The 19,236-nt window shown below is 65.5% G+C and carries 18 protein-coding genes and 2 pseudogenes; 12 read left to right on the top strand and 8 right to left on the bottom strand.

The window, feature by feature from the left end; translation table 11 throughout:
* Nucleotides 1–94: 94 nt before the first annotated feature.
* Nucleotides 95–1,978: an ATP-dependent zinc metalloprotease FtsH gene (gene ftsH, locus L0C59_RS09195; RefSeq protein WP_243091064.1), complete on the top strand. Its 1,884-nt coding sequence runs from the start codon at nt 95–97 to the stop codon at nt 1,976–1,978.
* A gap of 50 nt (nt 1,979–2,028) precedes the next feature.
* On the opposite strand, the gene L0C59_RS09190 is transcribed toward ftsH, so the two are convergent.
* From L0C59_RS09190 to L0C59_RS09175, 4 genes are all read right to left on the bottom strand, one after another.
* A complete protein-coding gene (locus tag L0C59_RS09190) occupies nt 2,029–2,322 on the bottom strand; it encodes an HU family DNA-binding protein (RefSeq protein WP_243091063.1) in 294 nt (97 codons plus the stop codon).
* A gap of 122 nt (nt 2,323–2,444) precedes the next feature.
* Nucleotides 2,445–3,080, bottom strand: a complete 636-nt coding sequence (locus L0C59_RS09185; protein ID WP_243091062.1) for a lysophospholipid acyltransferase family protein — start codon at nt 3,078–3,080, stop codon at nt 2,445–2,447.
* 10 nt (nt 3,081–3,090) lie between these two features.
* Complete coding sequence (locus tag L0C59_RS09180; protein WP_243091061.1) at nt 3,091–3,768, bottom strand: endonuclease V; 678 nt, start codon at nt 3,766–3,768, stop codon at nt 3,091–3,093.
* A 6-nt stretch (nt 3,769–3,774) separates the two neighbouring features.
* Nucleotides 3,775–4,647 carry an SIS domain-containing protein gene (locus L0C59_RS09175; RefSeq protein ID WP_243091060.1) on the bottom strand — a complete coding sequence of 291 codons (873 nt, stop codon included), beginning with the start codon at nt 4,645–4,647 and terminating at the stop codon, nt 3,775–3,777.
* 7 nt (nt 4,648–4,654) lie between these two features.
* On the opposite strand from L0C59_RS09175, the gene L0C59_RS09170 reads away from it, so the two are divergent.
* Nucleotides 4,655–5,428 carry a class I mannose-6-phosphate isomerase gene (locus L0C59_RS09170; RefSeq protein ID WP_279232642.1) on the top strand — a complete coding sequence of 258 codons (774 nt, stop codon included), beginning with the start codon at nt 4,655–4,657 and terminating at the stop codon, nt 5,426–5,428.
* Here the strand turns inward: L0C59_RS09170 and L0C59_RS09165 are convergent.
* On the bottom strand, nt 5,415–8,033 hold the full coding sequence (locus L0C59_RS09165; RefSeq protein ID WP_243091058.1) for an AfsR/SARP family transcriptional regulator: 2,619 nt from the start codon (nt 8,031–8,033) through the stop codon (nt 5,415–5,417). The genes L0C59_RS09170 and L0C59_RS09165 overlap by 14 nt on opposite strands.
* A gap of 68 nt (nt 8,034–8,101) precedes the next feature.
* On the opposite strand from L0C59_RS09165, the gene aroA reads away from it, so the two are divergent.
* The 6 genes from aroA (at nt 8,102) to L0C59_RS09135 (ending at nt 13,105) form a co-directional block, all read left to right on the top strand.
* Nucleotides 8,102–9,391: a 3-phosphoshikimate 1-carboxyvinyltransferase gene (gene aroA, locus L0C59_RS09160; protein WP_243091057.1), complete on the top strand. Its 1,290-nt coding sequence runs from the start codon at nt 8,102–8,104 to the stop codon at nt 9,389–9,391.
* Entirely contained in the window at nt 9,376–10,014 is a 639-nt protein-coding gene (gene cmk / locus L0C59_RS09155) for a (d)CMP kinase (RefSeq protein ID WP_243091056.1), read from the top strand. Before aroA ends, cmk begins: the two co-directional genes overlap by 16 nt.
* 2 nt (nt 10,015–10,016) lie before the next feature.
* The gene (locus L0C59_RS09150) at nt 10,017–10,790 is read left to right on the top strand and encodes a CDP-alcohol phosphatidyltransferase family protein (protein ID WP_243091055.1); all 774 of its coding nucleotides are present in this window, start codon (nt 10,017–10,019) and stop codon (nt 10,788–10,790) included.
* Complete coding sequence (locus L0C59_RS09145; RefSeq protein WP_243091054.1) at nt 10,754–11,173, top strand: NUDIX domain-containing protein; 420 nt, start codon at nt 10,754–10,756, stop codon at nt 11,171–11,173. Before L0C59_RS09150 ends, L0C59_RS09145 begins: the two co-directional genes overlap by 37 nt.
* Entirely contained in the window at nt 11,170–11,874 is a 705-nt protein-coding gene (tmpR, locus tag L0C59_RS09140; RefSeq protein ID WP_243091053.1) for a bifunctional dihydropteridine reductase/dihydrofolate reductase TmpR, read from the top strand. Before L0C59_RS09145 ends, tmpR begins: the two co-directional genes overlap by 4 nt.
* A gap of 253 nt (nt 11,875–12,127) precedes the next feature.
* On the top strand, nt 12,128–13,105 hold the full coding sequence (locus tag L0C59_RS09135; protein ID WP_243091052.1) for a DHH family phosphoesterase: 978 nt from the start codon (nt 12,128–12,130) through the stop codon (nt 13,103–13,105).
* Here the strand turns inward: L0C59_RS09135 and L0C59_RS11210 are convergent.
* From L0C59_RS11210 to L0C59_RS09120, 3 genes and pseudogenes are all read right to left on the bottom strand, one after another.
* Nucleotides 13,102–13,551, bottom strand: a pseudogene (locus L0C59_RS11210) (Uma2 family endonuclease); the annotation flags it as partial. The gene L0C59_RS09135 and the pseudogene L0C59_RS11210 sit on opposite strands and share 4 nt — an antisense overlap.
* A gap of 60 nt (nt 13,552–13,611) precedes the next feature.
* The gene (locus tag L0C59_RS09125; RefSeq protein ID WP_243091051.1) at nt 13,612–14,832 is read right to left on the bottom strand and encodes a 2,3-bisphosphoglycerate-independent phosphoglycerate mutase; all 1,221 of its coding nucleotides are present in this window, start codon (nt 14,830–14,832) and stop codon (nt 13,612–13,614) included.
* Nucleotides 14,833–14,892: 60 nt separating this feature from the next.
* Entirely contained in the window at nt 14,893–16,407 is a 1,515-nt protein-coding gene (locus L0C59_RS09120; RefSeq protein WP_243091050.1) for a S8 family peptidase, read from the bottom strand.
* Between the two features lie 69 nt (nt 16,408–16,476).
* On the opposite strand from L0C59_RS09120, the gene proS reads away from it, so the two are divergent.
* The 4 genes and pseudogenes from proS to L0C59_RS09100 all read left to right on the top strand — a co-directional run bounded on the left by proS (nt 16,477) and on the right by L0C59_RS09100 (nt 19,220).
* Nucleotides 16,477–17,910 (top strand): proline--tRNA ligase, encoded by a 1,434-nt coding sequence (gene proS / locus L0C59_RS09115; protein WP_243091049.1) that lies wholly within the window; start codon nt 16,477–16,479, stop codon nt 17,908–17,910.
* A gap of 5 nt (nt 17,911–17,915) precedes the next feature.
* Nucleotides 17,916–18,254, top strand: a pseudogene (locus tag L0C59_RS09110) (ABC transporter ATP-binding protein); the annotation flags it as partial.
* Nucleotides 18,255–18,508: 254 nt separating this feature from the next.
* Nucleotides 18,509–18,715, top strand: a complete 207-nt coding sequence (locus tag L0C59_RS09105) for a hypothetical protein (RefSeq protein WP_243091047.1) — start codon at nt 18,509–18,511, stop codon at nt 18,713–18,715.
* 115 nt (nt 18,716–18,830) lie between these two features.
* Nucleotides 18,831–19,220, top strand: coding sequence for a hypothetical protein (locus tag L0C59_RS09100; protein WP_243091046.1), 390 nt, complete (start codon nt 18,831–18,833; stop codon nt 19,218–19,220).
* Nucleotides 19,221–19,236: the final 16 nt, after the last annotated feature.

Genomic DNA, 19,236 nt, shown 5'->3' with positions numbered 1-19,236 from the left:
GCCACATGGATAAGTCAAGAGAGTTGAGCATGTCTGTATCATGGTGCCCTGGGCTACCCGGATTTCCCTCAGGCCGTGTACCCTAAGAGAAGACATGTCCCGGCTTCCCTTGAATTTCCTGGTCTTTGTTTTGGGCCTGCTCCTCTTGGCCTGGGCCTTCAGCCTGGCGGGCACCGCGGGGAATCCCGGGGGCGGGGTGAACTACACCACCTTCCTCGAGGACCTGCAGGCGGGCCGGGTGAAGGAGGTGGTGGTGCGTGCCGGGGATACCCGCATCCAGGGCACCCTCACCGATGGCTCCACCTTCACCACCCACGCCGCCAGCCCCCCGGACAACCAGACCCTCGAAGCCTGGATGCGCAAGGGGGTCAACGTGCGGGTGGAGCCTCCCCCGGGTCAAAGCCCCTTGGGTTTCCTCTGGCCCCTCCTCCTGGTGGGCCTTCTGGTGGGCGCCCTCTTCTACTTCTCCCGTAGCGGGCGCGCCGGGCCTTCGGACTCCGCCTTCAGCTTCACCAAGAGCCGGGCCAAGGTGCTCACCGAGGCCCCCAAGGTGACCTTCAAGGATGTGGCTGGGGCGGAGGAGGCCAAGGAGGAGCTCAAGGAGATCGTGGAGTTCCTGAAGAACCCGGCCCGCTTCCACGAGATGGGGGCCAGGATTCCCAAGGGGGTCCTTTTGGTGGGCCCCCCGGGGGTGGGGAAGACCCATATCGCCCGGGCGGTGGCTGGGGAGGCCAAGGTGCCCTTCATCACCGCAAGCGGCTCCGACTTCGTGGAGATGTTCGTGGGGGTAGGGGCGGCCCGGGTGCGGGACCTCTTTGAGACCGCCAAGCGCCACGCCCCTTGCATCGTCTTCATCGACGAGATCGACGCCGTGGGCCGCCGGCGCGGGGCAGGGGTTGGGGGCGGCAACGACGAGAGGGAGCAGACCCTGAACCAGCTTTTGGTGGAGATGGATGGGTTCGAAAAGGATTCCACCATCATCGTCATGGCCGCCACCAACCGGCCCGATGTCCTGGACCCCGCCCTTTTGCGCCCGGGGCGCTTTGACCGCCAGGTGGCCATAGACGCTCCTGACGTGAGGGGCAGGGAGCAGATCCTCCGCATCCACGCCCGGGGCAAGCCCTTGGCCGAGGATGTGGACCTGGCCCTTTTGGCCAAGCGCACCCCGGGCTTCGTGGGGGCGGATCTGGAAAACCTCCTGAACGAGGCGGCCCTCCTGGCAGCCCGGGAAGGCCGGAAGAAGATCACCATGAAGGACCTCGAGGAGGCGGCCGACCGGGTGATGATGGGGCCAGCCAAGAAGAGCCTGGTCCTTACCCCCCGGGACCGCAGGATCACCGCCTACCACGAGGCGGGGCATGCCCTGGCTGCCCACTTCCTGGAGCACGCGGACGGAGTGCACAAGGTGACCATCGTGCCCAGGGGGCGGGCTTTGGGCTTCATGATGCCGAGGCGGGAGGACATGCTCCACTGGAGCCGGAAACGCCTCCTGGACCAGATCGCCGTGGCCTTGGCCGGGCGGGCGGCGGAGGAGCTCGTCTTTGAGGACGTGACCACGGGGGCGGAAAACGATTTCCGCCAGGCCACGGAGTTGGCCCGGCGCATGATCACCGAATGGGGCATGCACCCGGAGTTCGGGCCGGTGGCCTATGCCGTGCGGGAGGACACCTACCTGGGCGGCTACGACGTGCGCCAGTACTCTGAGGAAACCGCCAAGCGCATAGACGAGGCGGTGCGTGGCCTCATCGAGGAGCAGTACGGGCGGGTGAAGAACCTCCTCCAGGAGAAACGGGAGATCCTGGAGCGGGTGGCGGAAACCCTCTTGGAGCGGGAAACCCTCACCGCCGAGGAGTTCCAGAAGGTGGTGGAGGGCCTGCCCTTGGAGGAGGAGGAGGGCGCTCCCCAGGAGCGCCCGGAAAAGGAACCCCCCCGGGTGGTGCCCAAGGTCAAACCAGGGGGAGCCTTAGGCGGGGCCTGAGGAAAGGGATAAACCCGGGGGGCTTTAGCCCCCCGGGGGAAGGGAATAGCTTACTTCTTGACCTGTTCCTTGAGGGCCTTGCCCGGCTTGAAGGCGGGATACTGGGTGGCGGGGATCTTGATCTTCTCCTTGGTGCCGGGCTTCACGCCAGTGCGGGCCTTGCGCTTGCGCACCTCAAAGGTGCCGAAGCCGGTGAGCTGGACCTTGTTCCCCCCCGCGAGGGCTTCTTCCACCTTGGAGAGGAACGCGTCCACCGCCGCCTTCACGTCCTTCTTCTTGAGGCCCGTGGCGGCAGCCACCTGATCCACCAGATCCGCTTTGGTGACCGTTTTCTTTGCTGCCATTCTTCACCTCCCTCCTCTTTTCCCTTCCGCAAGGACTATAGCACGCTTGAATACAACCACGCAATACTCCGACCTATTTGTATACCTGTGTATAGTAATGTATGATAACGGAAGTATTGGCTCTAGCGGTACCGGGGTGGCAGAAGTTCCCTTACCCGGGCCTCTATCTCCCGGGTCAAGCTTTCCAGCTCCTGGTGGGTAAACCGGGAAAGCCTTGGAACCAGTATGGGTTTCCCGTAGATCACCCGGATGGGTCTGCGCAAACGGAATAGCTTTCGGCCCACGGGCCAGGCCTGGTCAGTGCCCACCACGGCCACCGGTACCACGGGACTGCCGGTGCGTAGGGCGATGGCCGCCACTCCGGTCTTGAAGGGCTGGAGTTTGCCCGTGCGGCTTCGGGTTCCTTCCGGGAAGATGCCGAAGGCCATGCCCCGCTCCAGGGCGCGGATGGCCCCCTTGATGGCGGAGAGGTCGCTTTGGCCCCGCTCCACGGGGATGGCGTAAAGCCGGGGTAGGAGCCAGGAGAGGAAGGGCAGGCGGAAGACCTCGGCCCGGGCCAGAAAGCTCACCGGGCGTCTCACCCCGGCCCCCACGGCGATGGGATCCAGGATGGAAAGGTGGTTGGCTGCCAGGATCACGGAACCCTCCCGGGGGACGTTTTCCGCTCCCTCCACCCGGTAGCCGAAAAGAAGGTGCAGGAGAGACCGGGCCAGGTACCAAGCGGCCCGGTAGACGGGGTTTGGTCGCTGGGCCTCCACGGGCTCCAGTTTACGGGTCCAGCCTGCGGAGGGCCTTGCCCGCCTCGAGGTGGGCCAGGCGCAGGGGTTCCGGCAGGCGGAAACGGGTGGGAAGTCCCTTCACGAAGGCCAAGGCCTCCTCCAGGCCCACCCGGTGGCCCGGGGAGATGAAAAGGGGCTTGACTCCCTGGCGGCTGCGGTAGGCGTAGCCCAGGGGGCGGCCTTCCGGGGAGAGAAGCCTTACCGCGCTGCCCGCCTCCTGGGGCAAGGGAGCCTCGAGGCGGCCGTGGAGCAGGCTCTTGGCCACCCCGATGCTGGGGAGGTCCAGGTGCACCCCCAGGTGGCTGGCGATGCCCAGGCCCCGGGGGTGGGCGATGCCCTGGCCATCCACCAAAAGGGCCTCGGGGGGATCGCCCAGGGCATGTATGGCCTGGAGATAGGCAGGGGCCTCCCGGAAGGAGAGGAAGCCGGGAATGTAGGGGAAAAGGGCTTCCTCGGGCACCACCCCCAACCCCACGGCCATAGGGCCCTTCTCCAGGTGGTAAAGCACCGCCACCGCCACCAGGGGCTTCCCCCTTTTGTGGGAAGCGTCTAGGGCGGCGATCCGCTGGACGCCTTGAAGGCTTCCCTCCAGGAGCACCCTTTCCGCCAGGCTCCTTTGCAGGGCCATGGCCGCCTGGAGGTCCTCCGGCTTAGGGAAGGGCGTCATGGGCGTTTAGGTGGCTTCCCGCAGGCGCTCCAGCACCTCGGGGTCGGAGGGGTCCACCCCGTAGAGGAGGGCCAGGTAGTAGGCGGTCCAGGCCAGCCGGTACCAGAGGGCCAGGGCCTGGGCCAGGCGGCCACCTGAGGGGGCAGGCACCTCGGCGATGGCGTCCACCCGGGTTTCCAGGATCTCCTTGGCCAGGCGTACCGCCTCCCCTTCCCCCAAAAGAAGGGCGGCCAAGGGGTCTCCTTGTTCGTGGCGCGCCTCGAGGCCCGTGAGGAAAAACTCCAGGGCGCTATGGGGTGGGGTGAGGGCCAGGCTTTTCCCGATGCGGGCAAAGAGGCTCTGCCCGGCCTCCTCTAGGGGGCGGTAAAAAGGGGCGTAGAGGAGGGGGATTCGCTCCACCAGGGTGTAGGCCAGGAACTTGGCGGGGTTCTCCTCGAGGGGGATCTCCGGGGTGAGGCGTTTTCGCTCCTCCAGTAGGGCCCTATCCACCTCCATGAGGGCTTCCTCCTGCCCCGTGGCCAGGAGGAGGAAGCGCAGGTAGCGGTAAGGGTTCAGGGGGCTAGGGTACAGGTAGACCTCCCCTCCGGGGCGGAGGCCCAGCCTGACCACCTGCACCCGTTCCGTCTCCGCCAGAAGGGAAAGGGCCGCGGCCTCTCCCAGGTCGTACCCGCCTTCCAGCACGAACAGGGTCCCCTCCTCCGTCCAGTCGGGGAGGCCGGAGAGCCCGGCGGCGAAGTGGCCCTCCCCATAGCCCAAGGCGGCGTAGGGCGCGGGGTAGGACCGGGTGGGCACGGGCCCCGAACCCACCAGGTCGCGAAGCTCCAGGGCCAGGCCTCGTCGGTCCGAAAGATAGGTTTCCTCGCGGTCCAGGTCGCGCATACCCCTTATGCTAACCCTGGTGCGGCCTTTTAGTCCCAGGCCGGTGCAGCGTCCCTGGGGGGGAGATGCCCTGGGCTTCGGCCCAGGGGTGGGAGAGGTGTGGCTGGCGGAGGAGCCCCTTCTCCTGAAGATCCTGGACCCAGCGGAATGGCTTTCCGTGCAGGTCCATCCGCCCCATGCCTACGCCCTAGAGAAGGAAGGGAGGCCGGGCAAATATGAGGCCTGGTACGTGCTCGCCCCAGGGGAGGTGGTCTACGGTTTCTCCCGGCGGGTGAGCCTCCAAGAGGTCAGGGATGCGGTGACCAGGGGGAACCTGGACCGAATCCTAAACCGGGTTCCCGTGGTCCCGGGCCAGGTGCTCTACCTGCCCGCCGGGGTGGTTCATGCCTTGGGCCCCGGGGTCCAGGTTTATGAGGTGCAGACGCCCTCGGACCTCACCTACCGGCTTTACGATTACGGCCGCCCCCGGGAGCTTCACCTGGAAAAGGCCCTCGAGGTGGCCATTCTGGAGCCCACCCCGTTACCTCCGGTCCAGCCCGAGCCGGTGGAAGGGGGAGAGCGCCTCCTCAGGACACCCTATTTCCACCTTTATCGCTATCCCTTGTGGGGAGTTCTTCACCTAAAGCCCCAGGCTCCCCTTCTCCTCACCCTCCTGGAAGGAGAGGCCCGGGTGGAGGGCATCCCCTTGGTGCCCCCGGCCACCTTCCTTTTGGAACCGGGAGAAGGGATCCGGGTGGAAGGGGAAGGGTTTTTCCTCGGGGCGAGCCCTAAAGGGTCCTAAGAAGGGCTTCCACCTTAGGGGAGGGTTTTTCCCCAAGCTCTTCCCAAAGCTTCTTCCGGTAATGCTCCAAAAACCTTCGGGCCCGGACCCGTTGCCCCCGGGATAGACAGGATTCCACCAGGGGGATGAGGGCTTCCTCGTCCAGGGGGTCCAGCTCCAAGAGTCGCTCCAGGAAGCGGGGCTCCCCCTTCCTGAGGAAAAGGGCTCGCACCCGATGGAAGACCTCCTCCCGCTTGTGGTCCAGATGGGGGTGGTCCAGGCCCGGGAAGAGGGGTTCCCGGTAAAGCTCCAAGACCCTTTCGGCCTCACCCCGTTCCAAGGCTTCCTCCAGGGCGAAGAGGTCCGCTTCCACCCGCATCAATCCCTCCTCCCCCAGGTAGGTGGGGACCCCCCAGGGTTCCAGGAGTTTGCGCAGGCGGGCAAGCCACACGTAAAGGTTGTTCAAGGCGGCTTCCTCGGAAAGGTCCGGCCAAAGGGCAAAGGCCACCTCCTCCCGGGGAAGGCCGAGGAGCAAGAGGGCGAAGACCTCCTTGGCCTTCCCCCTTAGCTCCACAGGCCCCAAGGGGTTTTGCACCCGGAAGCCTCCCATAACCTGGACCTTCAAGGGAGGTACCTCGGGGAGCCTCGAGGCGATGGCTTCCTTCCAGCCCAGGCGCAGGACCTGCAAAAGGGGATAGGCCCGGGAAAGCTCGGGCCGCTTGCGGGGAAGGCTTTCCAGGGGAAGGAGGCCGGGGAGGATGCCTTCCTTGGCGTCGGTGAGGGCGAGGAGGGCTTCCAAATCCCCCTCTTCTCCCAGGAGGCGGTAGCGGGCGGAGTACCAGAGGAGCCTTTCCTCCCGGCTTTCGGGATAGGGGGGAAGGAGGCTCGGATCCCTGAGCAGGAGGGCCCGGGTGAGGCTTGGGAAAAAGCCGGAAAGCCCCTCGAGGAGCCCTGGATCCCTCTTTAGCTCCGCCAGAAGGGCCCGTCCCCTTTCCACCAGGTAGGGTGTTTCCCACAGCTCCGCCTGGGCCACGTGGCGGGTAAGGGCCTCGGCATCCCCTTCCAGGTGGGCGAGGAGCATCCTGGCCTCCAGGGAGGCCAGGGGATGGCCGGGGGTTCGGGCCGCCCTTTCCAGGTGGGCGCGGGCCTTTTCCCTTTCCCCCAGGAGGAGGTAAAGCCAGCCCAGGTCCCTGAGGTGGCCCGGGATGTTCTGGGGCAGGTGTCCCTCCATGAGCCTTAAGGCTTCCTCCAGGGCCTGGATCCTTTCGCGGATGCTTCCCTGTAGTTCAAAGCGCAGGAGTGACAGGTTGGAAAGAGGGGCGATGCGGTAGGGGCTTTCCGGGGGCAGGTAGCGCAAGGCCTCCTCCAGGAGATGGGCGGCTTCCTCCGGCCTGCCCTCCGCAAAGGGTACCCGGGCCGCGTCGTTGAGGAAGCGCCCGGCCAGCTCCGGGCTTACCTGGGGGAGCAAGCCTAGGCCCTCTTCCAGGTAGACGCGGGCCCGGGAAAGGTCCTTCCCCAAAAGGGTTTCGGAGAAATAGTAGGCCAGGTGTCCTAAAGCAATGAGGGCCAGGGCCGGGTCCTCCTTGGCCCTCGAGGCCGCGAGCTCCTCCAAAAGGGATAGGCCCTCCCTCCTTCCGCACTGGGCCAGGGCCTCCCCCAGGCGCAAGTGGGCTCTGGGGCCTCCTTGACGGAGGAGGTCTTCCCACTCCAGGAGCCTTTCCGCGGGGATGGGGAGGGTAATGGGCTGTTCCAGGAGGTCCAGAAGCGCTTCCTCCAGGCCCACCTCCCAGTAGGCCTCGGCCAAAAGGGCAGGGGGAAGCCTCTTCCCTGCCTGGCGTACCGCCTGCCGCACCTCCTCGAGGAGGCTTCTTTTGGCCATCTCCTTGAGGAGGGGGTGAAGGCTGTAGCCCTCAGGCAGGCGCTTTAGAAGCCCTTTTTGGAAGAGGCTTTCCGTTTCCGGGCGGGCAAGGGCAAAGGGTAGGTGGGGCAGGGCCGCCAGCAGGAGACCTTCTTGGAACTCCTCTGGAGACAGGCTCTCCTCCAATCCCTGGATGAGGGCCGTGGGCTCGGGGGGGCTTCCCGTGAGGGCGGAAAGGAAAAGGGGAAGGGGCCATCCCCCTGTGGCCCGGTGGGCTTCCTCATAGCCCTCCTTGCCAGCGAAGAGGAGCCTGGCTTCCTCCAGGGTAAAGGCCAGGTCCACCGCCTTCAGGTGCACGAGCCTTCCCTCCGCCAAGAGCTTGGGGAGCTCGGGATAGGGGAGGGGTTTTCGGCTGGCCAGGACCAGGAGGCAGGGGAGGGTGCGGAGGAGGGGGGAGAGATCCTCCGTCCCCGCCAGGTCCTCCAGGATGACCAGGGTGGGTTCAGCCCGAAGGGCCTCCACCACCCCTCCCCAGGGCACCTCCTGGGGCAAGACCAGGGCCTTGGCCAGGAGGACCCGGGGTTCGCCCAGAAGGGTGCTGGCCCAGAGGGTGCGAAGGCCCAGTTGGGCGGCCAGCTGCCCGGCCAGGACGCTTTTTCCGTAGCCGGCGGGGGCCTCGAGGTAAACGGCAAAGCCAGGTTCTTCGGGTAGCAGTTCCAGGAGCCTTTTCCGTTCCAGATACACCGGGCTTTGCCACGCCAGGGCCATGCTTGGATTCCATTGTAATCGGGGATCGCCCTTGACCAAAGCCCCCCGTTCCCCCGAGACTGGGGGGCATGGACCGGCCTCACCTGGACCTAGGCCCCTGTGGTCCCTTGCGGGGAAGCGTGCGGGTTCCCGGGGATAAGTCCGTCACCCACCGGGGGCTCATGCTCCTGGCCCTGAGCCAGGGGGAGGGCAGGCTTTTCCATCCCCTGAAGGCTGGGGACACCCTGTCCACCGCCCGGGTCCTGAGGGCCTTGGGGGCGGAGATCCTCGAGGAGGGCCCCCACCTCCGGGTGCGGGGACAGGGGCTACGCTTGAAGGAGCCGGAGGATGTGCTGGACTGCGGCAACGCCGGGACCCTGATGCGCCTGATCCTGGGGATCCTTGCGGGGCAGGAGGGCCTTTTTGCGGTCCTGACGGGAGATGCTTCCTTGCGCCGCCGTCCCATGGGCCGGGTGGCCGAGCCCTTAAGGGCCATGGGGGCTTCCATAGAGGGAAGGGAAGGGGGGAGAAAGGCCCCCTTGGCGGTGCGGGGCAAGGGCTTAAAGGGGATTTCCTACACCCTTCCCGTTCCCAGCGCCCAGGTGAAAAGCGCCCTCCTCCTGGCAGGGCTTTTCGCCGAGGGGGTCACGGAGGTGGTGGAGCCCCTTCCCACCCGGGACCATACGGAAAGGCTCTTCCGCCACTTCGGGCTTCCCTTGGAAAGGGAGGGCCCGCGCATCCGCACCCAAAGGGCCGAGCCCTTTCCTGCCAAGGACCTCACCGTGCCTGGGGATTTCTCCTCCGCCGCCTTTTTCCTGGTGGCCGCCCTCCTCACCCCGGGTTCCGAGGTCACCGTGGAGGGCGTGGGCTTAAACCCCACCCGCACGGGCCTTCTCCAGGTGCTCCGGGAGATGGGGGCGGACCTGGAGTGGCAGGTGCTGGAGGGGGAGGCGGGGGAGCCCGTGGGCTGGATACGGGCCCGGTATAGCCCCCTAAAGGGGGTCTCCGTGGATCCGGGGCTGATCCCCCTCATGGTGGACGAGGTGCCCATCCTGGCCGCCGCTGCTTCCTGGGCAGAAGGGGAGACCCATATTCCAGGCCTTTCCGAGCTCAGGGTGAAGGAGTCCGACCGCATCGCCGCCATTGCCCATAATCTCAGGGCCCTGGGGGTTGGGGTGGAGGAGGGACCGGACTGGCTGAGGATTCAAGGGGGTGGGGTGAGGCCGGGGGAGGTGGAGCCCTTCCACGACCACCGCATCGCCATGGCCTTCGCCGTGGCAGCCTTGCCCGTGGGGGTTAGGGTTTGGGAGCCCCATTGGGCGGAGATCTCCTACCCCGGGTTTTTCCAGGACCTGAAGCGGCTATGCGGGGCATCGTGACCATTGACGGGCCCTCCGCCTCGGGAAAGAGCTCCGTGGCCCAAAAGGTGGCGGAGGCCTTGGGTGTGCCCTACCTGAGTAGCGGCCTCCTCTACCGCGCCGCCGCCTACCTGGCCCAGAGGGTGGGGGTGGACCCAGGGGATGAGGCGGGCATTCTGGCGCTTTTAGAAACTTTCCGGGTGCGTTTGCTCCCCGAGGCCCAGGGCAACCGGGTGGTGGCTGAGAGGGCAGGCGCTCTGGAGGACCTGACCCCAAACCTGCACACCCCCGAGGTGGACCGTGCGGTTTCCCAGGTGGCCCGCCACCCTGGGGTGCGGGCCTGGGTGAACGAAAGGCTTAGGGAGGTGCCCCCGCCCTTCGTGGCCGAGGGGCGGGATATGGGGACGGCGGTCTTTCCCCAGGCGCCCCACAAGTTCTACCTCACGGCCACCCCGGAGGTGCGGGCCAGGCGGCGCACCCTGGAGCGGCCTCAGGATTACGGGGAGGTGCTGAGGGAGCTCATCCGGCGGGACGAGCTGGACCGGGCCCAAAGCGCCCCGGCTCCCGAGGCCGTGGTGATCGATACCAGCGGGATGACCCTCGAGGAGGTGGTGGCCCGGGTGCTCTCCCACATCCAGGACTGACCATGGTTCCCGGAGCCAAGGAAAGGCCGGTACAGGAGTTTCTCAACGTCCTCCTCTTCCGCCCCTTGGCCCACCTGGTGGTCCTCCTCCTGTTCCGTACCCGCCTTAGGCCTCACCACCTGGTTTTCCTCCACACCATCCTGGTCCTCCTCGCCGCCCGGTTGATCCATCTGGGCCAGGATCTACCCGCAGCCCTTCTCCTCCAGCTAAAAACCATTTTGGATAACGCCGATGGCCAGCTGGCGCGCCTGAGGGGGGAGGTTACGGAGCTTGGGCGTTACCTGGACACGGAGCTGGACCTTCTGGGGAACCTCTTCCTCTTCCTGGCCTTGGGGGCGCGTACCGGGGCCTGGGAACTGGCCTTTGTAGCCTTTGGGGTTTTCACCCTGGTCCAGTCCTACGACTTCAATCTGGAAAGGCTGTACCGGGAAGCCCGGGGTCTTCCCCTACCCGCTGGGGAGGGGGATCCTCCCACGTCCCTTCTCGCCTTCCTGCGGGGGGTGTACCGCCTTTTCTTCCTCCCCCAGGATTGGGGTATCAGGGCCTTGGAGGGCTTTTTGCTTGGCCGGTTTCGCCTTGTGCCTGAGCGCTTTTGGGACGAATGGGCCTTGGCGGGGGTGGTGAACCTGGGCCTCACTAGCCAGCTTTTCTTCCTGGGGGTCTTTCTGCTTTACCAAAAGCCTGAGGCCTACCTCACCTTCGTGCTCCTTCAGGGCCTGTATCTTGTCCTTTGGTATCTATGGAGGGTTCTCCGCGCCATCCCATCCCCACGGTAGGGGCCTTGGTGGAGCAAGGGGGCAGGGTGCTTCTGGTGCGCACGGAGAAGTGGCGGGGGTTATGGGGGGTACCCGGGGGTAAGGTGGAGTGGGGGGAGAGCCTCGAGGAGGCCTTAAGGCGGGAGTTCTGGGAAGAGGTGGGGCTCGGCCTTAGGGAGGTGCGCTTCGCCCTGGTGCAGGAGGCCATCTATAGCCCGGAGTTTTACCAGCCCACCCACATGCTCCTCTTCAACTACTTTGCCCTAGGAGAAGGGGAGGTACGGCCGGGCGAGGAGATCCTGGAGTGGGCCTGGTTAAAGCCAGAAGAGGGCTTTGCCCTTCCGCTAAATAGCTTCACCCGGGTTTTGCTGGAAACCTACCTGGCGGCAAGGGGGAAGGGATGAGGGTTGCTTTGGTCACCGGGAGCGCCAAGGGCATTGGCCGGGCCATCCTCCTGGCCCTGGCCAAGGAGGGCTTTCACGTGGCGGTGCACTACCGCACCTCGGAGGGCCTGGCGGAGGCTACCCGCCTCGAGGCGGAGGCCCTGGGGGTCAAGGCCATCAAGGTGCGGGCTGACCTCACCCGGGAGGAGGAGGTCTTAGCCCTGGTGGAGGAAGTGCGCTACCACCTGGGGGGGGTTGGTGTCCTGGTGAACAACGTGGGGGACTACCTCTACAAGCCCATAGAGGAGGTTTCCCTGGAGGAGTGGCGGTGGATCCTGGACTCCAACCTCACCAGCACCTTCCTCCTCACCCAAAAGCTCCTTCCCCTCATGGTGGCCCAGGGGTATGGGCGCATTGTGAACCTGGGCTACGCCGGGGCCCAGAACCTCTTGGCCCGGCCCCACATCACCCCCTACGCCATCGCCAAAACCGGGGTGATTCTCTACACCAAGGCCATCGCCAAGCGCTTCGCCCAGGCGGGGATCACCGCCAACGTGGTGGCCCCGGGGGTGGCGGAAAACTCCGTGTCCAAACCCCTTCAGGAGATCCCCATGGCCCGCCTGGCCCTGCTTGAGGAGATCGCCCGGGCGGTGCTCTTCTTCGTGCGGGAGCCCTACGTGACCGGGCAGGTCCTGGAGGTGGCCGGGGGGTGGAACCTCTAAGGCCACCCTGGGTGTAGGCCCGGGGTTGATCTTTGGACCATGCATGAAAGGGGACACCCGAATGCCCATTGGGTTCCTGGGGATTATGCACCGAAACCTAACCCTTTAGCTTCCCCCAGAGCGGGTGCGCCTATACCCTCCCGGGAGGAGGTGCATGGGAGAGCCCCTTGAGTTTATGGGCACCAACGTCCTGCGCCCGGGGACGTATGGGGGGTAAGGGCGGAAAATCCTATCGCATGATAGCTTAGGGGCTATGGACGGGAACGCTCCCGACCCCAAGTACTGGGAAAAGATGCGCCTAGTGGCCGAGGTCTTAAAGGCGGTGGAAGGCCCCATCTACATCGCCACCCATGTGGACCCCGATGGGGACGCCATCGGCAGCTCCTTGGGACTATACCGGGCCTTAAAGGCCCTGGGGAAGGAGGCCCACTGGGTGGCCGAGCCCCCTAGGTTCCTGCGCTTTTTGCCCAAGGAGGAGGAGTACTCGGACCCCGTGGAAAAGCTTCCCGTGGGGGCCACCCTGGTGGCCCTGGATAGCGCCGAGCCCAGCCGGGTGGTGGGGGCGCCGGTGGAGGGGTTTGTGATCAACATCGACCATCACGGGACCAATCCCCGCTTTGGCCACATTGCGGTGGTGGATCCCTCTAAGGCGGCCACCGCCCAGATGGTGAAGGACCTCATAGATCTCCTGGGGGTGGAGTGGACGGCGGAGATTGCCACCCCCGTGCTCACCGGGATCCTCACCGACACCGGTAACTTCCGCTTCGCCAACACCACCCCCGAGGTCCTGCGGGTGGCGGCGGAGTTGGTGGGGTACGGGGTGAAGCTGGCCGAGCTTACGGATAGGCTTCAGTTCCGCCCCCCCTCCTACTTCCGCCTCATGGGGCAGGTGCTTTCCACCGTGGCCTTCCACTTCGGGGGGCTTCTCGTCACCGCCCACCTTCCCGAGGATGCCAAGCGGGACGAGGAGGACTCCGACGACTTCGTGGGCCTCATCCGTTACGTGGAGGGGAGTGTGGTCTCCGTCTTCCTGCGCAAACGGGAGGAGGGGGTTAAGGTGTCCATCCGTTCCCGGGGTGGGGTTTCCGCCCAGAACATCGCCGTGAGGCTCGGGGGTGGGGGGCATGTGCCCGCGGCTGGGGCTACCTTGAAGGGCGTTGACCTGGACCGGGCCTACGAGCAGGTCCTCGAGGCGGTGGCGGAGGAGCTTCGGCGGGCGGGCTACCTCTAAGGCCTAGGCGGGCGCCAAAGGAAGGCGGGGCCTCCCAGGCCCTCTGGGGTTACCTCCTCTCCAAGGCTCCCGGTAGACCTCCAGGGGGCTGGTTTCCCCGTCCACCAGCCAGCTTTCCGGTATGCCCCCTTGGGCGTAAAGGGCCAACCTCCTTCCCTCCGAGTCCCTGGTGGTATACGCCACCTCCTGCCCTCGGGCTCGGGGAAGGACTGGACGCAGAAGTCCTCGCGGGGCTTTGGGAGGGCGATGTCCGGTTGGGGAACCGGGTAGGGGTTGAGGAGGATGGGGTTCTGCACCGAGACGATGGCCCGGTCCCCGTAGAGCCTTTCCCAGGCCTTGGCCAGGTAGGATACCCGCCCCCCATGTCCGCTGCCGATGGGGGCCATCTCGTGAGCCTCCCCGTCTAGGAGTTCAAGCCGCACCCCTTCCGGCGCCTCCCTCAGGAGGGCTTCAAACTCCGCCTAGCGGATGCGGTGGCGGGTCATGTTCTCCCAGTTTACCGGGGCCTAGGCCCCGTACTTGAGAAGCCTTCCCGCATGGGCGAGGAGGAGGGGCATGAGCTCCACTCCCCTCAGCTGCCCTAGGCTTCCCTTTTGGGCCTCGGACTCGGTAAAGCGTCGGGCGGCGTCCTGGCGCAGGTGAGGGGCCTTGAGGAGGAGGGGCACGGGGTGCCAGGAGTGGGCCTTGAGGAGGGCGGGGGTGGAGTGGTCCCCGGTGAGGGCCAGGACGTCGGGCTTTAGGGCAAGGATTTCCGGAAGAAGGGCGTCAAAGCGCTCGATCTCCGCCACCTTACCCCAGAAGTCCCCGTCCTCGCCCTTGGCGTCGGTCTTCTTGAAGTGGAGGTAGAAGAAGTCGTACTGCTCCCAGTTTTCCCTCAGGGCCTTAAGCTTTCCCTCGTGGGCGTCCCCTTCCCCCTCCACGGGCAGGACCACCATGCCCACCAGGCTGGCCAGCCCCTTGTACATGGGGTAGCTGGCGATGGCCGCGGCCCTTACCCCGTAGACCTCCGCCATGCTGGGGAAGGAGGGCCGCCTCGAGGCCCCACGAAAAAGGGCTCCGTTGATCTTGGGTTCCCCCTTGAGCACCTCCTGGATGCGCTCCGAAAGGAGGTTTACGATCCGGGCGGTTTTCCTGGAGGCCTCGTCCAAGGCCTCGGCCCTTAAGGGAGGAAGCCCTACCTTCTGGGGGTCGGTGTCCGTGACCCCATCCCCCAATCCCTCCCCCCGGAGGACCACCAGAAAGCGGTGTTCGCTTTCCGTGTGGAAGTAGACCTCCACGTCCTCAATGCGGGGGATGGCCTCCTGCAGGCGGGCCACCGCCCGCTGGTTCTCCTGGGTGCTGGGACGGCCCGCCCGGCGGTCCAGGACCCTGCCCCCTGGCCCAAAGGTGGCGAAGTTCCCCCTCAGGGCCACATCCCCATCCCGGAAATCCACCCCGAGGCCCAGGGCGCTTAAGGCTCCCCGGCCCACCTGGTAGCGGAAGGGATCGTAGCCGAAAAGGGCCAGATGCCCGGGGCCGGAGCCCGGGGTAAGGCCGGGATAAACGGGGGTGAGAAGGCCTAGGGCGCTTTCCTCCGCCAAGCGGTCTAGGTTCGGGGTCTTGGCGGCCTCCAGCTCCGTGGCCCCCCCAGGTTCCAGGGGGAGCCCCCCCACTCCGTCCAGGACCACCAGGAGGATTTTGGCCTCGCTTTTTTGCTGTAGCTCTTTGAGCAAGGGGAAGAGGTCCATGCCGCCATTTTATGGGCAAAAGACCCCTGGCTTGCCCGGGGGCCAGGGGTCTTTGCAGGGCTATTGGGTTGCCCGGTCGGCGTCCACCAACCCGTGGCCAAAGAGTTGCCGGCTCCCTATGTCCTCGGCGGTGGCCTTCAGGTGGGCCCGCACCTGGCCAGGGGTCCAGTCCTTGTGGAGGGCCTTCACCAAACCGGCCACCGCGGCCACATGGGGGCTGGCCATGGAGGTACCGGCATACCAGGCGTAGCCGGGAAGGTTTTCATTGACGATGACGGAGGAAAGGATCAGGTGGTAGCGCCACCCGGGGGGGCGCTGGTTGCTGGGCCAGAAGCACCAGCTTCGGCCATTCTCGTCCAGACCGCAGTCACCCCCAGGCGCGGAAAGGTCCACGGCGGCCCCGTAATTGGAGTAGAAGGCCAGTATGTCCTGGCCGGGCACGGCATTTAGGGTTTCGTTGGTGGGGTAAGGGTACTGCCAAAGGGGAGTGGCGGTGCCCGTGGCGGAAACGGAGATCACCGTGGGCAGGTCGGAGGGGATGTGGACGATGTAGCCGTTGGCGTTTTGAGCGCTATTCCCCGCTGAGGCCACGATCACCGTGCCCATGCGGTTGGCGTACTTCATCACCCGGTCCCAGGCCACCATGGCAGCCACATCGTCCTTGTTGCGGGTGTCCAGGGTACCGCCCAGGCTCATGTTGATGACGTCGTAGCCCTTCTGGGCGGCGTCGATGATGGCCGCAAAGATGGGGCCGTCAAAGGCACCCACGTCGTCGTACTCCTCGTCGCCCTCGGTGAAGTGAATGCGGTCAAACACCTTGTAGGCGGCGATCCTCAGCCCCGGGGCCACCCCCACCACCCGGCCGCCGCCGAAGGCGGCAGCCACGGTTCCGGACACATGGGTGCCGTGGGCTTCGTAGAGGACCGAGGGGGCTGGGGTACAAAGGTTGTTGGGGTCAAAGTGGTCAAAGTCAATCCAGAGGGTGTACTTGGGGTAGCTGGGGGTGTTGTTGGGGCCCGCGGTTTCGTAGCAGTAGTTGGTGGCCACGAAGTCCACGATCTGGCCCACTAGGTCGGGGTGGTTGTCCATAACCCCGGTATCCAGCACCGCCACCGTGGCCCGGGCCTGGACCTCGAGGGGCACCCTCTGCCACACCACAGGAGCGCCGATCCGCCTGATGTCCCACTGGTACTTGTAGAGGTTGTCGGCGGCCGTGGGGGCCCCATAGGTTTCCTCTTGGAAAAGGATGCGTTCCGTCTTGGGCAGGGAGTAGTACCGCTCGGGGCCCACTGCCAGCACCTGGGGGTTCCTGGCCAGCCGGCTTACGGCTGCCCGGTCGGCCACCACCGTGAGGGCACCGATGGGCTCCAGGGTCTTAAGCACCCGGGCCCCGGCGGCTTGGGCCAAGGCCTGGGCGTTAGGGGGAAGGGTTTCTGACCGGAAGACCACCAGGTAGCGCTCCTGGGGCGAGGCGCCTTGCACGGAAAGGCTGGTGGTCCCGCTTGGAGCTTGCTGCTGGCAGGCGAATAGTCCTAGGGCCAAACTGGCTAAAAGCGCATACCCAACCCTACGCATACGCACCTCCTACTGATGCTCCCGTAGTCTATTCCTCCAGGTTGCCTTTGGCAAGTAAGATGGGCGGGTATGGCGAAGGAGAAGGGCCTAACCCCGCAAAGCCAAGATTTCAGCGAATGGTACCTCGAGGTCATCCAGAAGGCGGAGCTTGCCGATTACGGACCGGTCCGGGGCACCATCGTGGTGCGCCCCTACGGCTACGCCCTGTGGGAGAACATCCAGGGGGTTTTGGACCGCATGTTCAAGGAGACCGGCCACCAAAACGCCTACTTCCCCCTCTTCATCCCCATGAGTTTCCTGCAAAAGGAGGCGGAGCACGTGGAGGGGTTTTCTCCCGAGCTGGCCGTGGTCACCCATGCCGGGGGTGAGGAGCTGGAGGAGCCTTTGGCGGTGCGCCCCACCTCGGAAACCGTGATCGGGTACATGTGGTCCAAGTGGATCAAAAGCTATAGGGATCTGCCCCAGCTTCTCAACCAGTGGGGCAACGTGGTGCGCTGGGAGCTTCGTACCCGGCCCTTCCTACGCACCAGCGAGTTTTTGTGGCAGGAGGGGCACACCGCCCACGCCACCCGGGAGGAAGCCGAGGAAGAGGTGCGCAGGATGCTTTCCCTCTACGCTAAGCTGGCCCGGGAGTATGCGGCCATTCCCGTGGTGGAGGGCATGAAGACGGAAAAGGAGAAGTTTGCCGGGGCCGTCTACACCACCACCATCGAGGCCCTGATGCGGGACGGCAAGGCCCTGCAGTCGGGTACCAGCCACTACCTGGGGGAGAACTTTGCCCGGGCCTTTGACATCAAGTTCCAGGATAAAGACCTCCAGGTGAAGTACGTGCACACCACCAGCTGGGGGCTTTCCTGGCGCTTCATCGGGGCCATCATCATGACCCACGGGGATGACCAGGGGCTCATCCTGCCCCCCCGCCTGGCTCCCATCCAGGTGGTGATCGTGCCCATCTACCGGGAGGAAAGCCGGGAGAGGGTGCTGGAGGCGGCCTTTGACCTGAAGGGGCGCCTTCTTCAGGCGGGGCTTCGCGCGCACCTGGACGACCGGGACCAGTACACCCCCGGGTACAAGTTCCACGAGTGGGAGCTTAAGGGGGTCCCCTTCCGCATCGAGCTTGGGCCCAAGGACCTCGAGGCGGGAGAGGCGGTGTTGGCCAGCCGCCTGGGGGGAAAGGAACGCCTCCCTTTGGAGGGCCTCCCCGCCGTGCTACCCGAGAAGCTGGATGCCTTCCACCAGGCCCTTTACCAACGGGCTTTGGATTTCCGGGAGGCCCACACCCGCAAGGTGGATACCTACGAGGAGTTCAAGGAGGCGGTGCAAAGGGGCTTTGCCCTGGCCTTCCACTGTGGGGACCGGGCCTGCGAGAAGGCCATCCAGGAGGAAACCGCCGCCACCACCCGTTGCGTGCCCTTTGAGGCGGAGGCAGAGGAAGGGGTGTGCGTGCGCTGTGGGCGGAAGAGCGCCTACGGCAAGCGGGTGTTCTTTGCCAAAGCCTATTAGCGCCCATGAGGGTCCTGGGGCGGAGGGTTTACTGGCGCTGGTTCGGGGAGGTTTTCCTCGAGGGGGGGTTGAGGCTTCGCATGACCGGGGACGCGGCCAAATGGCTACGCCCCGGGGACCCGGTAAAGCTGGCCACGGAGTTCCGTGGATCCCTTCTGGATTTTGACGAGTACGCCCTTAAGGGGGCTTTCCCCGTGTGGCCCTTGTTTTCTAGGACATTGGACCATGTGAGGGAAAGCCCCTTAGGGGGTGAGGTCTACCGCTACCGCCTACGGGCGCGGGAGGCCATGTACGAAACCGATTTCGAGGCCATCGCCGAGTTGGAGCAGGGACACGCGACCTCTAGACTATACGGCCCTTTTCTGTTAGCATAAGGCACGAGGAGGGAACGGTGAAAAAAACCAAATCCCTGCCACCCCAGGTGAAGTTCCAGATAGCCCTGGAGGTTCTTAAGGGCGAGAAGAGTGCCGACAAGATAGCCTAACGGCTGGCGGAGATTGCTCGGGGCCCAAGATAGCCTGGCGGCTGACATGGCCTCCACCCCAACACCGTTTACAAATACCGCGGTCACGGGCGAAGCCCGTACCTTGCTGAGCTGTTGAGCAAGGGGGCATCTCTCTTCTCCGACGACACCCAGGAGAAGGAGTACGAGATGCTTTGCCCGGAGGGCAAACAGATGGGGGAGGATCCGGGAACTGGGTCAGCCCGTCAGGGCTATCTTGGGGTTGTCCTTCTGGCCGGGGACCGGGCTGACCTGAGGGCCTTCCTTCTCCGGGAGCGAACGCAAGAGCCCTTTGAACTCTAGAACCTACGCTTCGCGTGACGTACACCGACTTCACCCTCCTTCCCTACCGGGGGGGTAGGGTCAGGTTCTTGCCCATCCTGGGTCAGGCGCAGGCTACCTTGCCCACGCCACGAGGGTGGTTCTGGCCTGGGGGGTATATCCCTCCCCTACGGCGGCGGTGGACCGGGCGGCCCTGGAGGTGTGGGAGCGGGCCAAGGCCTACATCCAGGAGAGGAGGGGAGGCCTGCCGCGGGCCATTGTGCACCACGACCAGGGGGGAGCTTTCTTGAGCCACGAATGGGTGGGGCAGCTTTTGCTGGGGGATGGGCAGCGGGGGAACCCGGTGATGGAGTCGTTTTTCTCGCGGGGCAAGGTACGGGCTTTGCCCGTGACCAAGTGGGAGAACAGGGACCTGTTTTTGGCGGTTCCTTTGGGGTGCAGGGGCCCCAAAGCGGCCAAGGACCTGACGGAGCTGAGGGAGGTGATAAGTGCCCTCCCACTAAAAAACCACCTCTACTCCCCCTAACGCCCGCAAGGCCAAC

Origin of the sequence: Thermus neutrinimicus, assembly GCF_022760955.1 — a bacterium.
In the GTDB taxonomy this organism is placed as follows: domain Bacteria; phylum Deinococcota; class Deinococci; order Deinococcales; family Thermaceae; genus Thermus; species Thermus neutrinimicus.
The sequence above is the reverse complement of the archived record's forward strand: the minus strand, read 5'-3'. Positions and strand labels throughout refer to the sequence as shown.

Coding starts and splice junctions, on each gene's coding strand:
- proS (WP_243091049.1), top strand. CDS start 16,477: ATGGCGAAGGAGAAGGGCCTAACCCCGCAAAGCCAAGATTTCAGCGAA.
- aroA (WP_243091057.1), top strand. CDS start 8,102: ATGGACCGGCCTCACCTGGACCTAGGCCCCTGTGGTCCCTTGCGGGGA.
- L0C59_RS09135 (WP_243091052.1), top strand. CDS start 12,128: ATGGACGGGAACGCTCCCGACCCCAAGTACTGGGAAAAGATGCGCCTA.
- L0C59_RS09120 (WP_243091050.1), bottom strand. CDS start 16,407: ATGCGTAGGGTTGGGTATGCGCTTTTAGCCAGTTTGGCCCTAGGACTA.
- L0C59_RS09145 (WP_243091054.1), top strand. CDS start 10,754: ATGGAGGGTTCTCCGCGCCATCCCATCCCCACGGTAGGGGCCTTGGTG.
- ftsH (WP_243091064.1), top strand. CDS start 95: ATGTCCCGGCTTCCCTTGAATTTCCTGGTCTTTGTTTTGGGCCTGCTC.
- L0C59_RS09150 (WP_243091055.1), top strand. CDS start 10,017: ATGGTTCCCGGAGCCAAGGAAAGGCCGGTACAGGAGTTTCTCAACGTC.
- L0C59_RS09170 (WP_279232642.1), top strand. CDS start 4,655: ATGCTAACCCTGGTGCGGCCTTTTAGTCCCAGGCCGGTGCAGCGTCCC.
- L0C59_RS09125 (WP_243091051.1), bottom strand. CDS start 14,832: ATGGACCTCTTCCCCTTGCTCAAAGAGCTACAGCAAAAAAGCGAGGCC.
- L0C59_RS09165 (WP_243091058.1), bottom strand. CDS start 8,033: ATGGCCCTGGCGTGGCAAAGCCCGGTGTATCTGGAACGGAAAAGGCTC.
- L0C59_RS09190 (WP_243091063.1), bottom strand. CDS start 2,322: ATGGCAGCAAAGAAAACGGTCACCAAAGCGGATCTGGTGGATCAGGTG.
- L0C59_RS09175 (WP_243091060.1), bottom strand. CDS start 4,647: ATGCGCGACCTGGACCGCGAGGAAACCTATCTTTCGGACCGACGAGGC.
- cmk (WP_243091056.1), top strand. CDS start 9,376: ATGCGGGGCATCGTGACCATTGACGGGCCCTCCGCCTCGGGAAAGAGC.
- tmpR (WP_243091053.1), top strand. CDS start 11,170: ATGAGGGTTGCTTTGGTCACCGGGAGCGCCAAGGGCATTGGCCGGGCC.
- L0C59_RS09180 (WP_243091061.1), bottom strand. CDS start 3,768: ATGACGCCCTTCCCTAAGCCGGAGGACCTCCAGGCGGCCATGGCCCTG.